Source organism: Desulfobotulus sp. (assembly GCF_034006065.1).
Taxonomy (GTDB): domain Bacteria; phylum Desulfobacterota; class Desulfobacteria; order Desulfobacterales; family ASO4-4; genus Desulfobotulus.
Genome location: NZ_JAVETM010000045.1, coordinates 1 through 23,111, shown reverse-complemented (window position 1 = coordinate 23,111; position 23,111 = coordinate 1). Strand labels below are relative to the sequence as shown.

Annotated in this window: 19 protein-coding genes and 1 pseudogene; 14 read left to right on the top strand and 6 right to left on the bottom strand. The window is 55.8% G+C overall.

The features are described from left to right. Positions 1 to 1,327: (Fe-S)-binding protein (locus RBR60_RS14000; RefSeq protein ID WP_320357863.1), on the top strand; the 1,327-nt coding region annotated here is incomplete at its 5' end. Between the two features lie 296 nt (positions 1,328 to 1,623). Next, complete coding sequence (locus RBR60_RS13995; protein WP_320357861.1) at positions 1,624 to 2,766, top strand: serine hydrolase domain-containing protein; 1,143 nt, start codon at positions 1,624 to 1,626, stop codon at positions 2,764 to 2,766. A gap of 73 nt (positions 2,767 to 2,839) precedes the next feature. Here the strand turns inward: RBR60_RS13995 and RBR60_RS13990 are convergent, their stop codons facing one another. Continuing rightward, positions 2,840 to 4,396 (bottom strand): SDR family oxidoreductase, encoded by a 1,557-nt coding sequence (locus tag RBR60_RS13990; RefSeq protein WP_320357859.1) that lies wholly within the window; start codon positions 4,394 to 4,396, stop codon positions 2,840 to 2,842. Between the two features lie 295 nt (positions 4,397 to 4,691). Further along, positions 4,692 to 5,732 (bottom strand): hypothetical protein, encoded by a 1,041-nt coding sequence (locus RBR60_RS13985; protein ID WP_320357857.1) that lies wholly within the window; start codon positions 5,730 to 5,732, stop codon positions 4,692 to 4,694. 189 nt (positions 5,733 to 5,921) lie between these two features. On the opposite strand from RBR60_RS13985, the gene RBR60_RS13980 reads away from it, so the two are divergent. The 9 genes from RBR60_RS13980 to ald all read left to right on the top strand — a co-directional run bounded on the left by RBR60_RS13980 (position 5,922) and on the right by ald (position 18,389). Further along, positions 5,922 to 7,196 (top strand): ABC transporter substrate-binding protein, encoded by a 1,275-nt coding sequence (locus tag RBR60_RS13980; protein ID WP_320357855.1) that lies wholly within the window; start codon positions 5,922 to 5,924, stop codon positions 7,194 to 7,196. Beyond that, positions 7,193 to 9,025 (top strand): ATP-binding protein, encoded by a 1,833-nt coding sequence (locus tag RBR60_RS13975; RefSeq protein ID WP_320357853.1) that lies wholly within the window; start codon positions 7,193 to 7,195, stop codon positions 9,023 to 9,025. Before RBR60_RS13980 ends, RBR60_RS13975 begins: the two co-directional genes overlap by 4 nt. Positions 9,026 to 9,037: 12 nt before the next feature. Further along, on the top strand, positions 9,038 to 10,249 hold the full coding sequence (locus RBR60_RS13970) for a response regulator (RefSeq protein ID WP_320357851.1): 1,212 nt from the start codon (positions 9,038 to 9,040) through the stop codon (positions 10,247 to 10,249). 13 nt (positions 10,250 to 10,262) lie between these two features. After that, the gene (locus RBR60_RS13965; RefSeq protein WP_320357849.1) at positions 10,263 to 11,201 is read left to right on the top strand and encodes a phospholipase A; all 939 of its coding nucleotides are present in this window, start codon (positions 10,263 to 10,265) and stop codon (positions 11,199 to 11,201) included. 110 nt (positions 11,202 to 11,311) lie between these two features. Further along, the gene (locus tag RBR60_RS13960) at positions 11,312 to 12,433 is read left to right on the top strand and encodes a hypothetical protein (protein ID WP_320357847.1); all 1,122 of its coding nucleotides are present in this window, start codon (positions 11,312 to 11,314) and stop codon (positions 12,431 to 12,433) included. Beyond that, entirely contained in the window at positions 12,430 to 14,718 is a 2,289-nt protein-coding gene (locus RBR60_RS13955) for an ATP-binding protein (RefSeq protein ID WP_320357845.1), read from the top strand. Before RBR60_RS13960 ends, RBR60_RS13955 begins: the two co-directional genes overlap by 4 nt. 144 nt (positions 14,719 to 14,862) lie before the next feature. After that, entirely contained in the window at positions 14,863 to 16,095 is a 1,233-nt protein-coding gene (locus tag RBR60_RS13950) for a DEAD/DEAH box helicase (RefSeq protein WP_320357843.1), read from the top strand. Positions 16,096 to 16,331: 236 nt separating this feature from the next. Continuing rightward, on the top strand, positions 16,332 to 17,099 hold the full coding sequence (locus tag RBR60_RS13945) for a substrate-binding periplasmic protein (RefSeq protein ID WP_320357841.1): 768 nt from the start codon (positions 16,332 to 16,334) through the stop codon (positions 17,097 to 17,099). Positions 17,100 to 17,273: 174 nt separating this feature from the next. After that, positions 17,274 to 18,389, top strand: coding sequence for an alanine dehydrogenase (gene ald, locus RBR60_RS13940; protein ID WP_320357839.1), 1,116 nt, complete (start codon positions 17,274 to 17,276; stop codon positions 18,387 to 18,389). On the opposite strand, the gene RBR60_RS13935 is transcribed toward ald, so the two are convergent. Beyond that, on the bottom strand, positions 18,386 to 19,153 hold the full coding sequence (locus tag RBR60_RS13935) for a DNA alkylation repair protein (protein WP_320357837.1): 768 nt from the start codon (positions 19,151 to 19,153) through the stop codon (positions 18,386 to 18,388). The two genes, ald and RBR60_RS13935, sit on opposite strands and share 4 nt — an antisense overlap. Next, on the bottom strand, positions 19,150 to 19,842 hold the full coding sequence (locus tag RBR60_RS13930; protein WP_320357836.1) for a GNAT family N-acetyltransferase: 693 nt from the start codon (positions 19,840 to 19,842) through the stop codon (positions 19,150 to 19,152). The genes RBR60_RS13935 and RBR60_RS13930 overlap by 4 nt, the downstream gene beginning before the upstream one ends. Before the next feature lie 177 nt (positions 19,843 to 20,019). Here RBR60_RS13930 and RBR60_RS13925 point away from each other — a divergent pair, with 177 nt between their 5' ends. Genes RBR60_RS13925 through RBR60_RS13915 form a run of 3 tightly spaced genes read left to right on the top strand, consistent with a single transcriptional unit; the run spans position 20,020 to position 22,139 of the window. Continuing rightward, entirely contained in the window at positions 20,020 to 20,376 is a 357-nt protein-coding gene (locus tag RBR60_RS13925; protein WP_320357834.1) for a translation initiation factor Sui1, read from the top strand. A gap of 9 nt (positions 20,377 to 20,385) precedes the next feature. Continuing rightward, the gene (locus RBR60_RS13920) at positions 20,386 to 21,309 is read left to right on the top strand and encodes a cation diffusion facilitator family transporter (RefSeq protein WP_320357832.1); all 924 of its coding nucleotides are present in this window, start codon (positions 20,386 to 20,388) and stop codon (positions 21,307 to 21,309) included. Next, positions 21,306 to 22,139 carry a M55 family metallopeptidase gene (locus RBR60_RS13915; protein WP_320357830.1) on the top strand — a complete coding sequence of 278 codons (834 nt, stop codon included), beginning with the start codon at positions 21,306 to 21,308 and terminating at the stop codon, positions 22,137 to 22,139. The genes RBR60_RS13920 and RBR60_RS13915 overlap by 4 nt, the downstream gene beginning before the upstream one ends. A 137-nt stretch (positions 22,140 to 22,276) precedes the next feature. Here RBR60_RS13915 and RBR60_RS13910 read toward each other — a convergent pair whose 3' ends face one another. Both RBR60_RS13910 and RBR60_RS13905 read right to left on the bottom strand, forming a co-directional pair. Continuing rightward, complete coding sequence (locus RBR60_RS13910) at positions 22,277 to 22,675, bottom strand: YHS domain-containing (seleno)protein (RefSeq protein WP_320357827.1); 399 nt, start codon at positions 22,673 to 22,675, stop codon at positions 22,277 to 22,279. A gap of 336 nt (positions 22,676 to 23,011) precedes the next feature. Next, positions 23,012 to 23,111, bottom strand: a pseudogene (locus tag RBR60_RS13905) (heterodisulfide reductase subunit F); the annotation flags it as partial.

Here is a 23,111-nt window from a genome sequence, read left to right as displayed (position 1 = left end):
CCCCTGCGGCGCATCGGACAAAGAAGCCAAAACCCGGCACATCGTCTTTCTCGACAATGGCCGTCTGGCCCTTGCCAAAGACCCCGTGTTTTCCGAAGTGCTGCGCTGCATCCGCTGCGGGGCCTGCGCCAATGTCTGCCCCATCTACCGTATTCTCGGCGGTCACACCTACGGTCATGTGTATATCGGCGCCATCGGTCTTATCCTCACCTTCTTCTACCATGGGAGAGACAATGCCCGCGCCATCGTAAAAAACTGCCTCAACTGCCAGAGCTGCAAGGTGGTCTGCCCCGCAAAGATTGATCTCCCCTACCTCATTAAAAAGGTGTACCGGGAAGTGATGGACGAGGACGGCAAGCGACCGTTGAGAAACCGGCTTCTCGCCCGGGTCATGGGCAATCGCAAACTCTTCCACACCCTGCTCAAAAATGCATGGATGGCCCAGGCGCCCATTGCCGACGGCCCGAAGATCCGGCATCTGCCCACCATCTTTGGCCGCAAGCACGATTTCCGCACCATCCCCGTTCTGGCCAAGCATCCTCTGCGGGATCAGTGGGCCACCTTCAAGCCCGTGGTCAAAAACCCGAAAATGAAGGTCGCCCTGTTCGCAGGCTGTGCCCAGGATTTCATCTATCCCCAGCAGGCAAAAGATGCCGTCACCCTTCTTGCCAGCTACGGCGTTGAGGTGGATTTTCCCATGGAGCAGACCTGCTGCGGCCTGCCCCTTCTCATGATGGCGGAAAACGAAACCGCCAAGGAAGTGGCCGAACAGAACCTGAAAGCCCTGGACACAGACAAATACGACTACATCCTCACCCTTTGTGCCTCCTGCGGCTCCCATATCAAGGAGAATTATCCCAAGCTGTTGCAGAAAGAAAACGCAGTGCCTGAAGGTGTGAAAAAACTTGAAGAGAAGATCATTGATTTCTCCTCCTTCATGGTGAAGGTGCTGAAGGTGACGGCGGAGGATTTCCGTGTGAGCGGCAAGAAGGTGGCCTACCATGCGCCCTGTCATCTCTGCCGGGGCCTTGATGTGGTGGAAGAGCCAAGGGATCTCATGCGGGTTGCGGGTCTTGAGTATATCCCGGCTGCGGACGAGGATGTGTGCTGCGGCTTCTCCGGTTCCTATTCCGTTGACTTCCCGGAAGTGTCCGAGCAGCTTCTCCGCCGTAAGGTGGCCAACCTTGAGGCCACGGGAGCGGACATTGTGGTAACGGACTGCCCCGGCTGCGTCATGCAGATTTCCGGCGGTATGGACAAGCACGCCTCCCGGATGCGGGTCTGCCATATGGCGGAGATTCTAAGGGAAATGCGGAAGAAGGAATAAGGTTTTAAGAGAGAATCAGATTGTTTATGGTTTTACCTCCCCTCTCCTTCGGGAGAGGGGCCGGGGGTGAGGGAAAAAACCGAATCTTACCGGACAACTTTTCAACGAGAACCAGAATCCGCCCCTTATCAAAATCCACATCCCGAATCCTCATACAAACTGGATCCACTATAATTTCAGCCAACGCAAAAAGCCGGACGGCTGAATTTCTCCTGCCAATCTCGTTGACATCCCAGCGATCCTTGCCATACATTAACTCCACAATATTATTCATGGCTGAGGGGGGGGGCGTTCATATGCTGAAGCATGGGTACCGATCGATCATCATCTTGTTGCTACTGCTAATGATATCCGGTTGCGGGAGCAGCGGACCTTCGTCTCTACCAAAGAGCCAGCTTCAGCAGGCACTCAGCCAATGCGTTGCCACAACCGGCATCACGGGGGTAACCGCCGCTGTCTACCGTGGAGACGAAGCCTGGTACGGCGCCAGCGGATACGCAGATGTGGACACCGCAAGGGGGCTGCAACCGGACGACCAGATGCTTATTGCGAGCATTACCAAAACTTGGGCGGCGACATTGGTGATGAAACAGGTTGCGTTGGGGACACTCAATTTGAACATGACGCTGGAAGAACTTTTGCCAAACAGCGGTCTTCCCCATGCCCATGCCATCACCCTGCACATGCTACTCACGCATACCGCGGGTCTCTATGATTTTTCAAATGAAAGCGAGGCTTTCGCCCAGGCCATGTCCGCCGATCTCCATCGAGAGTGGAGCGAGAACCAGATCTATGAATGGATCCGCAGTGGTCAACCAGGGAAACCGGGCGACCCCTGGCACTACAGCAACTCCAATTATTATGTCCTGGGCCCCATTCTTGAGCGCGCGACAGGCCTGAGTGTTGCCCAGCTCTATGACGAACAGATCGCGCAGCCGCTCAGGCTTCGACGCTCACGCTTAGAAAAATCCGGTACTCTGGAGGAGCCTTATGCGCGGGCCTACTACTACGACCCCGACCAAGGGACAATCGAGGACGCAGCAGGGTGGAATCGGTCGTGGGACTGGTGCGCGGGTTCAGGCGTATCGTCTGCCAGGGATATGGCCGAATTCGGACGCGCCCTCTTCACAGGTCAGATTGTTCCATTCGAAATGGTGAATCTGATGACTGCCAAGCATGCGCACGCGGTTTCCTCACAATGGTACGGCTATGGCCTGTTCATTAATCCCATGCTTGAAGATTACGGGGGACCGATTTATTGGCATGGCGGAGACGGGGCGGGGACGACAACCCTCCTTGCATACGTACCCGCACTCGACACAACGGTCTTCATAGGCATTAATCGTATGGACCTCTCCGATCCTTCCCCAGTCAATGCGTATGGAGCCAAGATGGAATTGTTCAAGCGCTTCGGCCGGATCCTGACCGGCAAGGAATAACAAGCAAGAATCGATCGTGTGAGGAAAACCACACCAAAAGGAGTTCTGCGCCACCCCAAAAAACGCACTGCCCTCATTCCTCCAGGGAACACACCTGCTCTTTCCAGTCATAGGAAAAGGCCTGAACATTGCCTGCGGGTTTTCCGGAAGCTTCTGCAATGCGGCCCAGCATTCCTTTGAAAATCAGGTGATGAAAAGGCAGGAGTGCATACCAGTACACAATGCCCAGCAGCCCTTTGGGCAGAAAACGGGACATCTGCTGCAACTCGCAATGACCATCCCCCAGATCCTTCATGCGGAATTCCAGCAGGGCTTCGCCGGGAAGGCGCATCTCCGCCAGAAGCAGCAGCCGTTCGCAGGGTTTCACATCCAGCACCCGCCAGAAATCTAAGGCATCCCCCACCAGGAGTTCCTCGGGATGTCTGCGTCCCCGGCGCAGGCCCACGCCTCCTGTGATCTGATCCCAGCGTCCCCGGATTCGCCAGAGTATATCCCCGTAATACCAGCCATTCTTGCCGCCGATGGAAGCCACCTTCTGCCAGATATTTTCTGCATTTCCCCGGATTTTTACCTTGTAGCAGCAATCCAGAATGGTGCCGCCGCTGTAGGAAGGATCCGTGCACTGCACCCATTCCGGCGGAAGAAGCTTTCCCGCATCGGACCAGCGGGTTTCCACCTCTTCCTGGGCCACCTTGCGGATGGCCTCGCGGATGGCTTCCCTGCAGGAAAGAAGCTTCTGGGGAATCAGTCCGGCAATGCGCATATCTCCACAGACCACCGGATTTCGCAACCCCTCCGCAAGGGGTTTTGCAATGCCTGCGGGAAGGGGGCAGACCAGATGTACCCAGAAGGCTGAAAGCCCCGGTGTCTGAAAAGGAACGGGGATAATCATCCGTTTTTTCAACCCGGCCTCTTCCGCGTAAAGCTGCATCAGATCCTGATAGCTCAGAACGTCCGGGCCGCCGATGTCAAAGGTCTCTCCGCCCATGTCCGGATGCACCATGGCTCCCACGAGATATTCCAGGGTATTGCGTATGCCGATGGGCTGGCAGGAAGTTCGTATCCACCTTGGGGTCAGCATAAAGGGCAGGCGATCCACGAGATAACGCAGAATTTCAAAGGATGCACTGCCCGAACCCAGCACCATGGCCGCCCGGAGAACGGTGACCGGCGTTTTCCCGGAAGAAAGTATCCTTGCAACGGCATGTCTGCTTTTCAGGTGGTAACTGAGATGGGGATCCTTTTCATCCCCAAGACCACTGAGATATACGATCCGTTCCAAACCGGCTTTTTCCGCAGCCTGCACCATATTCTGCGCCGTTTTTTCTTCCCTTGCCGCAAAATCGCCCCCTTCGCCCTCCATGGAATGCACCAGATACCAGGCACCGGCACAGCCTTCGGCGGCTTTTTCCAGAGCGGGGCCATCCATGAGGTCACAGGCGAAAAGCTCCACATGGGGATGATTGCTCCAGGGCCGGGCATGCATTTTTCTCAAAGACCGGGAAAGGGCCCGCACCTTAAATCCCCTGGACAGCAGAAGGGGAACGAGCCGCCCCCCGATGTAACCCGTTGCCCCCGTAACCAGCAGGGGTTTTTCCGGAATTTCAAAATCCATGGCCGTTCCTTTCATGAAAACCCTCCCTCATAAGGTATCCAATCAAAAAATCAGGTAACTATTCAGCAGAGCCCTTCTGACTTTGACAGCCCTTTAAAATCACTAGAAAAAGCCAATGCGCAAGGTACCTTTTATTGCTTTCTTCCCTCACCCCTGGCCCCTTTCCCGGAGGGAGGGGGGAAAATTTGTTGAATAGTTACAAAATCAGGAGACAAGATATCTTTCAGCCTGAATGAAAACAATGCCATGCCAGCACAAGGAAAACCACAGGAAACATCCCTGTCTTCCTTTCCCCCCCTTCCGCTCCGGATCATTTTCCAGGGGATCCGAGAATGGCAAAGCCCTGCCTGTAGCCAAGCCCCCCGTTGGCATGCACACCGCCAATCCGGAAAGGCTGCTGCTGCAGGGCCTGGGTCATGTCAACAAGGGCCCTCAAGGCTGGCAGGTTCCAGGGCGCCCGGTGCAGGTTCATCCCCCCTTTCAGGGTGAGGGCGTGATGCGCCAGCCACCGGGGAATTTCCTCCAGTGTCCGGACAAAACCTCCTCGGAGCAAAAAAGCCATGGGAACAACGGGATAGCAGGTGTAGGCTTCCATCAGGGCCTGGCCCTCATTGAAAACCTCGGCAAAATTCAGGCCCGCCTGAAAATTGGCCTCACGAACAGCCGCTTCGAGATGGGCATACGCCGCCAGCTCCCGCAGATGCTCCGGACCATCCCCCGAAGCAAAGCCAAGACCTGTTCCCAAAACCCGCACCGCAGGCATGGCAGCGTGGATGCAATCCAAAAGATCCCCACGAAGCAACAGCAGCCCCCCTGCGTAATCCACATGGGGATTGGCGCAGTCCACGCCCCGGAAAAGCGGGGTCAGGTTCTCAAACCAGCGCCTGTCCACCTTCACGTCCTGGGCCTGAGTTCGACAGTTCTCAAAAATTGCATCCCGCACCTGCCTGAAAGTCTCCAGCCCCACCCCCTGTTGCCCGCAGAAATACCGGGCAAGCTCCGTATAGGCTTCGGGCAGGGAAGGTTTTTCCCCATAGATCTGCATCCAACCTTCCCGCTCCTGCCGGGTATACCCCGTACGAAGAGCATCCTCGCCCCCTATCCAAACGGCCTCTGCCAGCCCCTCCCTCAAACGGGCATGGGCCCAGGCCAAGGCCTCCAGGGGACCACATCCGGAACGGTAATGTCCCGGCTCAAGGGGCGTATCCCAACCTGCGCTTAAAGGATCAATCACAAGATGATCCACTTTCAGACCCGCCGCCCGGACCTGGGCTTCCGCCTGGACCAGGGGCTCCAGGGACCCTTGCTGATCCTGAACACCGGCTGCTGCAACGATAAAAACCCTGAACATCGTCCCTCTCCTTTTCACAAAAATCCTGGTTCTTTCCCGACTCCCCGCCTCAACAGAAAGCCAGATCCTCCGCCTGAAACAGAAAAAGCACGAAATAGATTTCCCATAACAAGCTCAAAAAAATCTTGCATGCCAACTGAATTCTGACCTAAACAGAAAACAATGCAGCAGAAATCCGGGGAGTCACTTATGCCAAAACGCATCGCCATGTTTGCCCTCTTTCTCCTCATCTCCCTTCTTTTTTTCCTGTTCTCCCCAACTCCGGAACAAAAGGAAAGCCCTCCCCTCAGGCTGGCCCATGACAAGGGAAGTCTTCCCAGATTTCACCAGGCCTTTGAAATCCAGGCTCTGCGGGCAGAGGAGGCCACCGGGCATCGTTTTGTTCCCCTTGCTTCCCAGACCACGGATCTTTTTATCAGCCGCATGCGGGCCAATCTGCCCACAAAGGAAGCACCGGAATTCTTCACATGGTGGGCTGGTAACCGGGTTCTGGACCTTGTGGAAAAAGGTCTGGTTGCGGATCTCACCCATCTCTGGGACAAACATCAGGCCCATTATCCAGACAGCATACGCCACAGCTACACCCAAAACGGCCGAGTCTACGGTTTTCCCTACAGTGTGGAATACTGGCCCATCTGGTACAATAAGGAAATTTTTAACCGCCTGGGCCTCAGCCCGCCCCAGACCTGGGAAGCCTTCATTGCAATCTGCGAAACCCTCAAGGCCAACGGTATCCCTCCCCTTCTTTCCTCTCTCCAGCTCTCCTGGTACGCCACCATCTGGTTCTCCCAGCTTCTCATGGGAGAAGACCCCTTATTCTATGCCGGTCTTCACGACCAGGCCGCACCCTACCGGGATCCCAGGGTGCGGCATGCCATGGAAATCTGGAAAGACATGCTGGAAAAGGAATATTTCACCCCGCCTTCCACCCGCATGTTCACCAATGGTGCCCATCTGTGGCGAGAAGAAGCCTTTGCCATGGTTCTCTGCGGATCCTGGTACCCTTCCGCAGTACTCATGGATCAGGGCGTTGACGGGAACCATATCGGCGTCTTCATTCTGCCGCCCCATAACCCGCAGGCCTCTAAAAGTCTCATGATGGAATCCGGACCCTTGTTCATCGCAGCCCAGGCTCCGCAACGAAAAACAGCGGAAAGCCTTGCGGACTGGTGGATGGATACCGAAGGCAGTCTTCTTTTTTCCCAATCCCTCGCTACCTTTTCCGCCAACCGCAACGTGGATCAGGGACATCTGCCGGAATTCAGAAAAGCCCTCCTTTCCAGGCTGGAACAGGACAGACCCCAGATTCAGCTACGGTTCTGGGAGGCTGCGCCCCGCCCCATTCTGGAACCTGTCACAGAAATTCTCGCCCGATTCATGCTCCATCCGGAAAGTCTTGAAACCACCATGGAAAACCTCATCAGCCTGCCGGAATACAAAGCCCAGAATCAGGTTTTACCATGAAACTGAAAACCCGGCTTTCCATGCTCATCACCCTTGTTCTTTCAGGTTTCATGGGCATATCAGGCCTTTCGGCCTATTTTCTCTTCCAGGCCCGAGGCCTTGACCAGGCCCAGGCCGTATGTGATGAAGCCATGGACGCCCTTATCAACCTGAGAGCCCTCACCACAGAGCTTCTCATTTCCGAAACCCTTGACGAAAGCCTGGATACATGGAGAAAAGGGGTTCAAAGACTGGACAACACCCTTCATCGGCTCCATGACTCTCCCCATCTCAAGGTGCTGCTGAAAACCGAAACCCAGAAAACCACCCCCCAGAGCCTCATGGCTTTCTGGCAAAGCACCCTTCAGTGGCTCAATCGCGCAGACAGGGATATCGCCCTTCTTTTTCAAGAACCGCAGGCTTCCAGGGACGGAGTCCTTTATCAGGCCCTCCAGTCCAGAAACTATGCCGTGCTGGAAGCCAAAAAAAGCGTTGACGCCGCCATCCTCTACCTTGCCTCGGAGTTTGAAACCAAACTTCTCGGCCTCATCACCATGGTGGAAAGAGAAATTGAGAATCAGACCCGACACACCATGCAGCGCATTGTTTTGGTGAGTTTTTCCATCTCCCTCTGCATCTGCCTTGTTCTTATCCTCTTTCTTGCCTACCTCAACCGTCACCTCGATCTCTGGCGTCGCGCCATGGCCGAGATGGGCCGGGGGGATTTTCCCAGAAAGCTTCCCGTTTCCGGAGAAGATGAACTGGGCCAGATTACCCGCGCCATCAACCAGACATCCGATAATCTCAAGACCATGCACGATGCCCTGAATGAAAAAATGCAGGAACTCTTCCGGGCCAAGGAAGAGGCCGAAGCCGCCAGCAAGGCCAAAGGACTTTTCCTTGCCAGCATGAGCCATGAATTCAGAACGCCACTCAATGCCATCATTGGCTTTTCACGTCTTGCGACAAGAAATCCCTACCTCAGCACCGAGCAACAGCAGCATCTCGCCGCCATTCTCCGCAACGCCGAGCATCTTCTCCATCTAATCAACCAGGTACTCACCACCGCCAGTCTGGAAACAGGCCGGATCTCCCTTGAAAAAAGAACAACGGATACGGAAAAGCTTTTGTCCGACATGAAGACCATGTTCCTTCCCAAGGCCCAAGCCAGGGGCCTCGGCTTTGTCCTCCACCGGGATCCCCATCTTCCCCGCCATCTTACCCTGGATTCCCTGCGCCTGCGTCAGATCCTCATCAATCTGCTGGAAAACGCCCTCAAGTTCACATCCAGAGGCCACATCCTCCTCAGGGTGGAGCCCGAACCCCATACCCTGCCGCCCCGTATCCGTTTTTCTGTGGAAGATACGGGCTGCGGCATCCCCAAACAAGCCATCCCCTTCCTTTTCCAGCCCTTCAGCCGTATTCAGGACAGCCACAAGGATCCGGGAGGCACAGGCCTGGGGCTTTCCATCTGCAAAAACCTCGTCACGCTCATGCAGGGAAGCCTTGAAGTAAAAAGCGACTTCCAAAAAGGCAGCACCTTTTCCTTTTCCCTGCCCATGATTCCGGGTACAATGCCCTGCGTGCCGTCCCTGTCTTCTGACTCCGGAACCCTCCCGGCTCCCACGCCCCCTCCGGAGCACCCCCTTCCCATGGGATTCGGCATTCCCGAGCGGCTTCTTCTGGATCTCAAAGAAGCCATCCAAAAGGCGGAATACGAAAAAATCCAGAAGCTGATCGCTCACCTGGCCCATCATGACAAAAGACTTGCCGCCACACTCCGGGAACTTTCGGAAAACTTTGCCTACGAGCGTATGCTTTTTCACCTGGATTCACGGGAAAAAACCTGACAAGGATTCTTGTTGCACACCCCAGAAAAAGGTCTTGAGCCCATGCCCCAGACAAGGGATATTCTCATTGTGGATGACAACACAGACAACCTCCGGGTTCTCACGGGAATTCTTAAAGCCCATGGATATGAGGCAAGGCCCGTGAGCAATGGTCCCATGGCACTCAGCGCCATGGACGCCCGACCGCCCGCCCTCATCCTCATGGACATCATGATGCCGGGAATGGATGGTTTTGAGGTTTGCACCCGTATCAAAGCCGAAGCCCGCACCCGGGACATCCCCCTGATTTTCATCAGTGCCCTGGATCGCCTGGAAGATAAACTCAAAGCCTTTTCCGCAGGCGCTGTGGATTATATCACCAAACCCTTTCACGAAGCAGAGGTTCTCGCCCGCATCAAAACCCACCTTACCCTGGTCCGGGCCAGGGAGAGCCTCAGGGAAAGCGAAGCCCTCAACCGCCAGCTTTTCAAAAGCGAAGGCCTTTTGCGCATGTCTGCGGCCATTGCCCACAAATTCAACAACCACCTGCATGCGGTTCTGGGAAATCTGGAAATGGCGAAAATTCACATCCGGGAAAACCCCAGCGCCATCCAGGCCATTGAAACCGCTATGGATTCCGTTGAAAAGGCCGCCCGCCTCAGCAGCCTCATCCTCACCTATACGGGCAAGACCAAAACCCAGCACACTCCCATGGATCTCAAACGCTGCTGCGCCATCGCCCTCTCCGAAATCAGAACCGAACTCCCGGAAAACATCCGCATGGAAAGCCACTTTCCGGACATCGAACTTCCCATACAAGGAGACTGCCAGGGCATCCGCCAGATCCTGAAGGAAATGGTTTTAAACGCCCAGGAAGCCATGACAGGAGGGGGCTGCCTCACCCTCAACCTCCATACCATCCCAGGATCAAAAATACCCGGAACCCAGCGTTTCCCCCTGGATTTCATCCCCAGGCCAGGCTTCTATGCCTGCCTTGAAATCCAGGATACGGGCTGCGGCATCCAGCCTGCGGATCTTGAAAAAATCTTTGATCCTTTTTTTTCCACCAATTTCCTGGGAAGGGGGATGGGGCTTTCCGCGGTGCTGGGCATGGTCCGCTCCCACGGGGGAGCCATCCTTGTGAACAGCACCCCGGGTAAGGGCAGCGTCTTCCGCATCTGCTTTCCCCTGATCCCCCAGGAGACCGCCTCAGCCCAGAAGGCCCTTTCTTCCCCATCACCCTGAAATCGAGGTTTTCATGCGTGCTTTCACCCAAGGTATCCTGCTTTTCCTTTTCTCTCTCTGTTTTATCTGCCCCGCCTGGTCTGACGATTCCCCCCAGGATACGGAAAATCCCGGCCTTACCGAAGACGGCCCGGAACCTGCCAATGTGCTTGATCAACGGCGCTGGCTGGAAACCCGCACAGCCTCCAATCCCTTTGCCATGATGCCTCACAAAACCAACTACCTGCTCCCCGTCACCTGGAACAGTTCGCCCAACGAGGCCTTTGCCGAGCCCGGCACGGATGTGGAAAAAACCGAAGTACATTTTCAGCTCAGCCTCAAGGCCAACATACTCCGGGAATTCTGGGACAACCGGGGCAACCTTGCCTTTGCCTATACCAACCGATCCTGGTGGCAGGCCTACAACAAAAACGCCTCCAGCCCCTTCCGCGAAACCAACCATGAACCGGAGCTGCTTTTGTCTTATAATCTGGACAAACACTTCGGCCCTTTCCGCCTTTCCCAGCTTGTGCTGGCCCTCAACCACCAGTCCAACGGACAAAGCGGTTTCAAGTCCAGAAGCTGGAACCGCATCCTCATCAACAGCATCTGGAGCTGCGGAGATCGCCTTGTCTTTTCCCTCCGCCCCTGGTACCGCATCCCCGAAAGCCGGAAAAAATATCCTGAAGATCCGGATGGGGATGACAATCCGGACATTCATCAGTTCATGGGCTATGGCGATCTCCGCTTTGTCTACAAACTGCGGGATGACCAGACCCTCTCCCTCATGCTCCGCAACAATCTCAGGGGCAATGGCAACAAGGGTGCCCTTCAGGCGGACTGGACCTTCCCCCTCCATGGGCATCTCAAGCTTTATGTCCAGTATTTTAATGGATACGGAGAAAGTCTTCTGGATTACAATACCTCCGTCAACCGCATCGGCATGGGCATTCTCCTCACAGACTGGCTCTGATCCCCGGAAAAGCCCCTCGCCCCCTTCGCAGGGAAGACCATAAGGAGGACGCCATGCCCTCTCCCTTCAGGAACCCAGGACGCCTGCCATCAGCTTCAGGAAAAAAGCGGGTGGCTTATGTCCTTTTTTCCCTTGCTGCCATGTTTTTTTCCCCTCCCTCTCCCCAGGTATGGGCCCAGGGTCTCTCCGCCTACTGGACCCTGGAAGCTTTCATGGAAGCGCATCCGGAGCAAAAGGAGAAAATGACAGCCTTTTCCCGACGCGTGCAGGAAGCGGCCATTCCCATACCGGACAAAGACGGCCCCGCATCCCCCCTTCGCATCGCCATCGTGTATCCGGGTTTTGAGGTCTCCGATTACTGGCAGAGAAGCGTCAGAGCCTTTCAGATGCGCCTGGAGGAACTGCGGATTCCCCATACCCTCCACATCCTCTTCCGCCAGGGCAGTCAGCCCGAAATCTCCAGGGAAGATATGGATCAGATCCGGGAGATCCTGCACCGGGATCCGGATTATCTGGTTTATACGCTCACCACGCCGGAACATTACAAGATTGTCGAACGCCTCCTCGCCCTGCCCAGACCCAAGATCCTTTTGCAGAACATCACGACCCCTCTGCGCCGGTGGGACGGCTACCATCCCTTCCTCTATGTCGGGTTTGACCACATGGAGGGAACCCGCCTCCTTGCCGAAGAGGCCCGCAGCACCCCAGGACCCTATGTGGTTCTCAATCCCCATCCGGGCTATCTCAGCGAAGTCCGGGGAGATGTTTTCATCCGTCTCGTTTCCGGCCATGGACCCGAGCTTCGGGATGTTTTCCACACGGGCATTGATCGAAGACGGGCAAGGCTCGCCACCCTCGACGCCCTGGCCCGGCATCCGGATCTCATCCGCATCTACGCCGCCACAACGGATATCGCCCTGGGTGCAGCCGACGCCCTGCTTGAAAAAGGCTTGCAAAACCAAATTCTTCTCAACGGCTGGGGCGGAGGCGAAAGTGAACTCCAGGCCCTCCGGCAGGGACTCCTCAGCCTCACGGTCATGCGCATGAACGATGACAGCGCCGTGGCCATGGCCGAAGCCATCGCCCTGGACGCCAGGGGCCTTGGCTCTCAGGTTCCCCGCATCTATTCCGGCGACATGGTTCTTGTGAACGCCGCCATGTCCGAAGAAACCATCGCAGCCATGGCCCGTCGCGCCTTCCGCTATTCCGGCCTTCCTGGAGACCGCCCATGAAAATCCCCGCTCCCTTTACCCGTCTTTCCGGTATCTCCTACAAACTTGTGATCCTTGTGGGCCTCATCCTGGTCATTACAGGTTCTCTCAACATTTATCTCGCCGTACGCACTGGGGAAAAAGGTAAAGCACTGGAACGGGAACGCACCTTTGACCAGAGCGTTCAGATCGTCCACCATCTCCTTGGCCTGCAAAAGGAGTTGGTGGAAGAACGGCTGCGCGACCTTGCCCATCACCCCGGCCTGCTCCAGGCCGTACGCGATGGCAGGCAGGAGGAAGCCACAGCCCTGCTCCTTGCCACCCGACGTCAGGATAAAACCGGGCTCCTGGAACGCCTTTTCATCTCAAGGTCCCCCATGCCCCGCTGGGCCGACGTCAGCCTTGATTTTTCAGACCACGCCACAGACAGCATCCTTTCCGATGAAAAACAGGCCAACACCGAGGCAGGCTGGAGCCTTCTTTTTTCCGAAGATAAAACCCAGCACCACCTCATCCACACAACGGGCCTGCTTGATCCTGTGACAGGCAGGGTCATGGCCCTGCTCACGGGCGGCATCCGCCTTTCAGAAAACCCCGTACTTCTCGAAGGCTGGCGCAGGCAGGCCCGGCTTCAGGGGCTCGCCCTGATACAGGATCAGCACATCCTGTCTGCGGTCATGGAAGGTGATATCCCCTGGCCCTCCCTGGCCCCAACACCTTTCAAGGAAAAAAAAGAAGGGCCTTACTACTATGCACGGCGCTCCCTTTACGGTGAGCCCATCCATCTCTGCGCCATTCTCGCCATTGCTTCCCGCGAAGAGGGCGCCGACATCGCATCCCCCATTCTGATCAGCTTTGGCGGCAGCACAGTTCTCGCCCTTCTTCTGCTTCTCTACCTCCTTCTGCGCCAGGTGGCCGCCCCCCTCAACGCCCTCTCCCGTCAGGCGGACCAGCTTGCCAAGGGCCAGGAAGGATTGCTCGGGATTCCCAAAGGCCAGAGCTATGATGAGCTTGACAGCCTGGTCGCCTCCTTTAATGCCCTGGTCCGTGAAATCCGAAAAAGCGAAGCCCGCTTTCGCCTGATTTTTGACCATGGCTACTTTCAGGCAGGCCTTGTCTCTCCCGAAGGCTTTGTGGAGTTGGCCAACCAACGCGCCCTGGACGCCATGGACATGGAAGCGGAAACCGTAAAAGGCATGCCCATCGCCCAGACTCCCTGGTGGAATCAGTCACAGGACCGGGAAAGGCTGGCCCTTGCCCTGGAACGCGCCGCCTCTGGGGTGGAAGACGCCTTTGAGGCCATCCAGACCACGGCCAGCGGGGAAAGTCTCACCGTTTTGGTCACCACCACGCCCATACGGATTGAAGGCCTTCTTCAGATACTCGTTTCCGGGGTTGATATCAGCCAGAGGAAAAAGGCGGAGTTGGCCCTTGCCCAGGAGCGCAGCCGCCTTGCGGAGCTGAACCTCACCCTGGAAAACCGGGTACAGGAGCGCACCCAGGATCTTCATGCGGCCCTGGAAAACCTGAAAAAAACCCAGGAAAAACTTTTGCAGGCGGAAAAGCTTTCCGCCCTTGGGGCCCTTGTGGCAGGCATTGCCCATGAGCTTAACACGCCCATCGGCAATGCCATTACCGTGGCCAGCACCCTCAGTGAAACCCGCCGCCAGTTTGCCGAAAAAATGGATACAGGGCTTACCCGGTCGGATCTCAGGCGATTTACAGAAACCGTGAACGATGCGGCGGATCTTCTTACCCGCAACCTCGATAGGGCTGCGGACCTGGTTTTAAGCTTCAAGCAGGTCGCCGTAGATCAGTCCAGTTACCAGCGCCGCAGCTTTGAGCTTAAAGCCCTGGTGGCGGAAATCCTCCTCACCATGGGCCCCTCCCTCCGGAAAACCCCCCATCTCCTGCATGAGGCAATCTCCGAAGGCCTTGTCATGGATTCCTACCCCGGCCCCCTGGGACAGGTATTAATGAACCTCATCACCAACGCCCTGGTCCATGCCTTTGATGGGAAAAAACCGGGCCTGCTTCATATCCATGCCGCAGCAGAGAATCCGCAATGGGTTCGGCTCTGTGTTGAAGACAATGGCTGCGGAATTCCAGAAGTACATCAGAAGCGGGTTTTTGATCCCTTTTTCACCACCAAACTCGGTCAGGGAGGCTCTGGGCTGGGGCTGCACATTGTCTTTAACCTGGTTCACGGACTCCTGGGAGGGGAGGTTTCATTGTCCAGCGGCCCTGGCAGGGGAAGCTGTTTCTGCATTCGCCTGCCCCTTGTCGCACCTTCGCCGGATGCCTGAAGCCTGGCAGCGCCTGAAAGCGCCGGCAAAAAAATCTTAAGGATAAAAACCTTGTCATCGGAGTCTTAAAATGGCATCCCCTCTTTCCAGGAGCCAAACGCTCCTTTGCCACCACGCCTTTGCCATGCACCCCAAGGACAGACCATGAAATTTGAGCAATACTTCATATCCGACGCCATCAAAGCCAACCTGGAATCCCTGGGTTTCAAAAGACCCACAGACATCCAGTTCAAGGCCATCCCTTCCATTCAGAAGGGAGAAGACGTGCTGGCCATCGCCCAGACAGGAACGGGCAAAACCGCAGCCTTCGCCATTCCCATCATTGACCGCATACACAGGGAAAAAAGCAGCAAACGCAGCTATGGCATCCGCTGCCTTGTGCTGGTCCCCACCCGGGAGCTGGCCGCCCAGATCGGCGAAGTCTTTGCAAAACTATCCCGTCATACCAAGGTAAAAACCTTTGCCCTGTACGGCGGCGTGGAACAGGATGCCCAGGTCAAAAAACTCCAGGAGGGTCTGGATATTCTCGTGGCCACGCCCGGCCGCATGTTTGATCTGATCAAACAGGGTTTTCTCCGCTTAGAGCGCATCCGCATCCTGGTACTGGATGAGGCGGACCGCATGCTGGACCTGGGCTTTATCGAGGACATTGAGGCCATCAAGAAAAAACTTCCCCAGAAACACCAGACCCTCTTTTTTTCCGCCACCATCAATCCTGAAATCAAGAAACTGGCCTTTTCCCAGGTTAAAAGCTCGGCCATCCGCATCCAGCTTTCACCGGAAGACCCGGTCTCAAAAAATGTTTCCCACCATGTGATCTTTGTGGAGATGGACGACAAACGCTTTTTCCTGGAGCGCTATGTGAAAGAACACCCCAAAGACAAAATCATGGTTTTTGTCCGCACAAAAGTCCGGGCCGAGCGGGTGGCCAAAGCCATGGACAGGGTGGACATTCCCACCCTCTTCATCCACGGGGATAAAGACCAGGAAGAACGCCTGGCCACCATGCAGGCCTTTAAGACAGGCCGATGCCGCATGCTCATCGCAACGGACGTGTCCGCCCGGGGAATTGATATCCCAGACGTTCAGGTGGTCATCAACTATGACCTTCCCGATGTGGCGGAAAACTACGTGCACCGGGTGGGCCGCACGGGCAGAGGCCTTAACAAAGGGCTTGCCATCTCCTTTTGCAGCACAGAAGAACAAGACATGCTTAAGGCCATTGAAAGCCTGATCGGCAAACCCGTTTCCAGGCTTTCAATGGATAAGGGCGTTTATGCCCAGACCCTGCTCTTTTCCCAGGAAAAATCCCTGGAAGAGCTCATTGCCAGCCAGGAAGCCTTTGACGCGAAAAAAAAGAAAAAGAAGAAAAACTGATTCCCCCTGGCCTGGGGCGGCTCTGGACCCGCCCTGCACAGGCCTTGGAAAGACCGCCTGGACCCCGTGCAGGGCCAGGCCTTTTTTTTATTTGACAAAAAACAGCGTTCATAGAAAAATCCTTCCATCAGGCACTCGCCTTCGCTCCTGTCCGACCTTCAGAATATCCCCCTGCCCATCCGGGCCTCCCTTCCCATGGACGCCCTTCTTTCCACCCTATGCATCGGAGGTTTTCCATGAAACGCATGTTTGTCTTTCTTTTTCTCCTTTTCTGCATTTCCGGCCTGACTGCGGCCACGGCCAAGAACCTCAAAATCGTCACGGATGAGTGGCCTCCCTATGAATTCAAGGCAGGAACCCCAGGAAACGAGTATGTTTCAGGCTTTGCAACGGAAGTGATTACTGCGGTTCTTACAAACATGAACGTGGGCATTGACGGCCGCATTACCCAGCACCCCTGGGCCAGGTCCGAGCGCATGGTCATTGATGGGGCTGCGGATTTGCTCTACACCGCCACCTACAGCGCAAAAAGGGCGGAGGTGACCCATTACGCCACAGAATCCCTCATGGACTCCTCCTGGTCCTTTTTCATCCGCAAGGAGGATGAGGGAAAAATCCGCTTCAATGACTTAAAGGACCTCAAGGGCAAAAAAATCGGTGTGGTGCGGGGTTATACCTACACCCCGGAACTCTGGGATTTCATGCGGGCAGAAAAAAACTTTGAGGAAGTCACAAACGATGATTTCAATATCCAGAAACTCATGGCTGGCAGGATTGACTGCACGGTGATGGATTACGGCAATGGCCTTTACCTCCTTCAGCAGATGGGGCTTTCCGGCAAGATCGTCCCCTTACCCAAGCCCCTTGAAGTGACATCCCTTTACGCCGTGTTCAGCAAAAATACCGTGGAAAAGGATCTTGTGGACCGTTTTTCCGCAGAACTGAAAAAATTCAAGGCCACCCCCCAGTACAAGGAGATTTTCAGCAAGTACTTCGGCAATTAACCCTTGAAAACCTGTAAAAAACGCGAAGGCCTTCTGCTCAAGAGGGCCTTTTTCCATTTTTTTGATTTGCACGTTGCGTCCCCGCCGCACCCGGTGGTACATAAAAAATCCGCATCCGCATTTTTCCCACGTTTTCAGGGCAGAAGACCAGGCTGTCAGGAAGGTTGATACGTTATGATCATTGGCATTCTCAAGGAAATCAAGGAACAGGAAAACCGCGTTGCCATGACGCCTGCCGGGGTGGAGGTGATGGTCGCAAACGGTCATACCGTTTGCGTGGAACAGTCTGCGGGTCGGGCTTCAGGTTTTGATGACGAGACCTATACCCGTGCGGGCGCTCAGGTGCTGGCCAGCCCCGAAGCCATCTACGCGGATGCGGAAATGGTCATGCACGTGAAAGAGCCCCAGCCTTCGGAATATGGGCTTATCCGGGAAGATCAGATCGTATTCACCTATTTTCACTTCGCCGCCTATGAAGGACTTGTCCAGGCCTTTGCCCAGAGCCGGGGCATCGCCCTTGCCTATGAAACCATCGAAGACAGCGCAGGAAGACTCCCCCTGCTCACTCCCATGAGCGAGGTGGCGGGCCGTATGGCTGTGCAGGAAGCCGCCAAATATCTGGAGCGCACCCAGGGAGGACGGGGTATTCTCCTTGGCGGTGTCACCGGTGTGGCCCCGGCCACCGTGCTCATTCTGGGGGGAGGAACTGTGGGAACCCAGGCCGCCCTGATGGCCACGGGCCTCGGCGCTCAGGTTTATCTTCTTGAAAATAATCTTGAAAGACTCCGTTACCTTTCCGCCATCATGCCCAAAAACTGCATCCCCCTCATGGCCTCCCCCGCCCTTATCCGCGAGAAAATCTCCACTGCGGACGCTGTGATCGGCGCGGTCCTGCTTCCTGGGGCCAAAGCGCCCAAGCTTGTTTCACGGGAAATGATCCGGACCATGAAAACCGGCGCTGTGGTGGTGGATGTGGCCATTGACCAAGGCGGATGCTTTGAAACCTCCAAACCCACCACCCATGATGATCCTGTCTATGAGGTGGAAGGCGTACTCCATTACTGCGTGTCCAACATGCCCGGCGCTGTGCCCATCACCTCCACCATGGCCCTCACCAACGCCACCCTCCCCTATGCTTTGGCCATTGCCAACGGCGGGCTTCTGGAGGCGGCTCGGGAAACTCCGGGCATGCAGAAAGGACTCAATATCGTCCGGGGCCACATTACCTGCAAGGGGGTTGCCGAAGCCTTCGGCCTTGACTACACCCCCGTGGAAAAGGCCTTTTATTAAATCCTGCAAGGTGGATTTCCGGAAAGATACGCCTTGCGCTCTTCTGGGGAAAAATGCTCGATGCTGTATCGAAGCAGAACCCTGGGAAGAGTTCTGCACGCAGGCCCAAGAAAAGCTTCCAAAACCCTGCGATCCTTTTTGCCCACTTCCCTAAGCATCCACCCTGCGGCCTTGTGCATCAGGGGCTCCCTGTCCTCAGCTGCCAAAGCTGCAAGGTTAAGGGCGTCTTCAAAATCCCCCTTACGAATCCGCGTCAGGGTGGACACAAGGGCAATGCGGCGATCCCAGAGAAGCGTGGAGGACGCCAGGCGGTAAAGGATCTCCCGGTTTCCGTGTTCAAGATGCCAGCCCACCAGCACGGGCGCGGAAAGATCCACGAGGTCCCAGTTGTTAACCCGTTTTGTGTGGGCAAGGTAGGCGTTAAAAATAGCTTCCCTGAGCCTGGCATCTCCGTGCTTGTAACGTTCCACCCACAAAAGCAAGGCGAACATCCGCACTTCGTGCCAAGGAGAGGCGAGGAGCAAGGGAATATCCGCATCAGGCAAAACCTTGCAAAGAACAAGATGCCTGCGCAGAACCGGAACCCGTATTCCGAGAAACCGATCCCCTTCGCCGTATTCGCCGGGACCGGTTTTGAAAAACCGAAGAAGGCCCTGGGCCAAGGTGGCATCCCCAAGGCCTTTGAGTCCATTCATCACAGCATGGGCATCCATCCAGAGATCCCCTGCCTGAGGGCTTTTTTCTTTTTCTCTTTTTGTCTTCATGGCATTTTCCCGTCAAAGGACCGGCGGTACAACAGGTCAAGACCCTTGGCATCCAGGCCGTTCACCCGCTGGTACTTTTCCCTGTAAATGGCCGCAACGGCCAGGGCCACGTCCGGTGGACTCTCCTTCTGGGAAAGGAGAAGCATGGAAAGAGGAGGCGTGTCTGCCTGCAAAGGAGGTTGCACATACCCCGAATACAGGGGGCTAAGATTCGCCCTGGCAAAAAAAGCCAGCCGCTTTTCCCGGATGCGGCGATCCTGCTCCGTTGATGCAAGGTCCGGATTCTCCACCTCAAGCAATCGGTGTTTCGGACTCAAAAGACCTGAAATTTCAAAGGCCCTGTCATCCATGGCCACAGCCAGCACACCGGAGCCCAGGCCCTTTCCCCGGATCTCCGGATTCACGGCAAGATATACGAGAAAAGCCGCGTCAATGCCTGGCAGATACTGCAATGTGCAAAGCCCCACCGTCTGGGCCCCGCTGCCAGGGAAGGGAATCCGCCGGAACACCAGAACAAGCCCCAGGGGGTCCGCCGCCGTGGCAAGGATCACCTCGTCCGGCTCCTTTTCCTCCGCAGGAAAAGATTGGTGATAAATCCGCCAGAATTCCCTGTCTTCTGAAAGGTTTTCGCAAGCACCCGAGGGCGTCCATACGCCCTCCCCGTTCCGGAGCCAAACAAGACTTGCCATTTCTCTTCACCTCCTCCATGGAAATTCCCCCATGGATGGGCTATCATTGTTCAGGGTTTTGGGTGCAGGAATTGTCGTTTGCCCTCCATGCCACCCTTAAAACCCGCAACCGTTGCGCCTTCCGAACCTTTTGCCCTTGCAAATCCTGACAAACCACCCGGACCAGAAGACAGAATCATGACAAAAAAAGACCCTGACCATCCCCTTGTATATTCTTCAGAATTCGGCCGCGTTTGTCCAGCCTGCCAGAGTCCGGAGAAAAACTGCATCTGTAAAAAATCCAAACCCTCTCCGCCCGGAGACGGGATCGTCCGGGTCAGCCGGGAAACCAAAGGACGCAAGGGCAAGGGCGTGACCCTGGTAACCGGCCTTCCCCATGCGGCCATCACCACCCTGGCCAAAGAACTGAAACAGCGTTGCGGAAGCGGCGGTACGGTGAAAGATGGGACCATCGAAATCCAGGGGGACCACAGGGAAAGCATCCTTTCCTGCCTCACTGAAAAAGGATACAGAGTAAAAAAGGCCGGAGGCTGACAAAAAAGCATGAGCCAGGATTCTTTCAGACGCATCCGTTCTGTTACCCTCATCGGACTTCTGGTCAACCTCATTCTTGTGGCTGTCAAATACAGCGCAGGCTGGTGGGGAAACAGCGAGGCCCTCATGGCCGATGCCGTGCATTCGGCAACGGACGCCATCACCGACCTTGCCGTCATTGCCGGAGCCGCCATCTGGACCCGGCCTCCGGATGCGGACCATCCCTATGGGCACCACCGCATGGAAACCCTGGTCACCCTTTTCATCGGCGGCCTTCTCTTCCTTGCGGGCATAGGCATTGGCGTGGAAGCCACCCAGAATCTCCTTTCAGGGCATCGCTGCCAACCCCTTCCCCTGGCCGCCTATGCCGCAGCCTTTTCCATTTTTATCAAAGAAGGGCTCTACCGATGGACCCATCAGGTCGGCCATAGCCTGGGCAGTCCTGCGGTCATTGCCAACGCCTGGCATCACCGCATTGACGCCTTAAGCTCCATACCGGCCTTCCTTGCTGTTTCTGCGGCCATTTTATTTCCAAAGCTCCTTTTTCTGGACAGCATCGGAGCCCTTGTGGTGGCGGTTTTCATTGCCCAGGCCGCCACCCGCATCCTCTGGCCCAATCTCCGGGAACTCATGGCCACCGGCGCTTCTCCGGAAATCTGCCGCCGCATCGCAGACCAGGCCTGCGCCCATCCGGCTGTACTGGATGCCCATCATATCCGAACCCGCTTTCTTGGCACCCGGATTTTTGCCGATATCCACCTGGTGGTGGACGGCGATCTTACGGTACGGGAAGCCCACAAAATTGCAGAAGATGTTCGTAAGCTCCTCATGCGTTACAACAGCCATATGGAAGATGTGGTCATTCACATCGAACCGCCGGACCCCATTACCCCTCCCCACCATCCCCTCAACCGGAAAGGAGATGTCCCATGATCCCATCCCCCAGGACCGCCCTGATTCTCGCAGATATTGAAGGCATTGCCGGTGTTTTTGAAAAAGCCCAGTGCAAACCCCTGACCCCAGAATGGCGGGAAGCCCGCCACCTCATCACCGCAGATGTCAGCGCAGCGGTGGCGGGTCTCAAGGATGCGGGCGTGGAAACCATCCATATCCGGGACATGCATGGTACAGGCTTCAATCTCCTGCCTAACCTTCTTCCCTCAGAAGGCCTGGTTCTTCATCAGGGTCATCATTGGTATCCCGTCCCCCTTCTGGGTGAAATCCCGGAAGCAGACCTTGCCCTGATGGTGGGTTGGCATGGGGCTCCGGACCAGCCCGAAGCCTTCAGCCCCCATATCTTTCACAGGGACATCGATTGGGTTCGCCTGGACACCCGTGCGGTGACGGAGGTGGAAATCATGTCCGCCGTTCTCACAGAAGCGGGCATCCCCGTGGCCATGGTCACAGCAGACCACACGGCCTGCAAACGCATCTCCGCCAATATGCCCTGGACTCAGGCCGTTGAAATCCCCAAACGCGCCATCGGCTCAAAGGAAATGGCCAATATCCACCGCCGTATCCGCGAAAATGCCAAAAAAGCCGCCCAGACCTTTGAAACCTTTCCGACCTATCCCAAAGGCCCTTATCTGCTGGAAAGCAGCATACAGGGTCAGGTCCGCAAGGGCTATTTTCCTTCAGGCCGAGCCATTCTCAATACCCTCCTGCGTCAAAGCGTGTTCAAGGGGATTCCCTCTCCCATGATTCCCGCCGTACTCCATGGATACCGCTGGATGGGATTCTGGCAGAACCTCATGAATGGCTGAACCCTGTCTGCTTTTTCCCGCAGCAAAAGGCCGTTTTTCCGCATACCCCCGGAAAAACGGCCTGGATTTCTCCTTTTTTAGCCCTACCCTTTACTTTTTTTTAAAATTTTCACCATCAGAACCCTCGGAAATCCTGATTACTGACCTGCCAGCCGTTCTGTTATTTTCGCCCACCCTTCATCTGCCTTTGCAAGGTTGGCTTCTTTGTTTTCATTGAATTTTTTCCTGATCTCCAGGCTGTACTGGAGTACAAGACGGCCGTTCACAAGCTCCCAGGTTTCCATTTCCACGGGTGCCAATACGCCCAGGGTCACCCCATAGGCGCAGTAACCTCCGTAAGCGGGCAGATATTTTTCCGCATGGGCGGTGAAAACCTCCTTGTTGGCCTCAGAGGCAAAAAAATAGATATGTTCCCCATGCTTGGCGGATATGTAGGGATCCCCCTTCACCGCCTTTCCCAGGGTGTGGAAGGTTACCGGATCATACCCCTGAAGCGCGACTTTTCCGTAAGGGTCTGCGTTCACAATACGTTTCATCCTGACCTCCTGTGCTTGTGTTGACCACAACACCTCGGTTGATGGTAAAAGGACATAGCGGACCCCATGCCATGCGTGCCCTATCCGTCCTCATTCGCCCCAACCCCAACGCCATCTGACCTGAAGGTATATCACAAGGATTCCGGAAATATAAGACGGGTTTTTTCCCATCGCCCAAGCCCCTTTAACCCGCCTTCTCTCTCCGCCAGAGAGTCTGCTCCCATAAAAACCCAAAGGCCGACGCCCTCAGATCCGGGAACATCGGCCTTTTTTAAAAATACCAGAAGGGGCGAGGAACCGCGACAAAGCGGCCCCCTTTGCCCCATCTTTTAAATATCAGTATTCCTTGGGCATCTGATTGAGCTGATCCAGGGTGAAGACGGGACCATCCTTGCACACCAGCTCTTTACCGATGTTGCAGCGGCCGCACATGCCC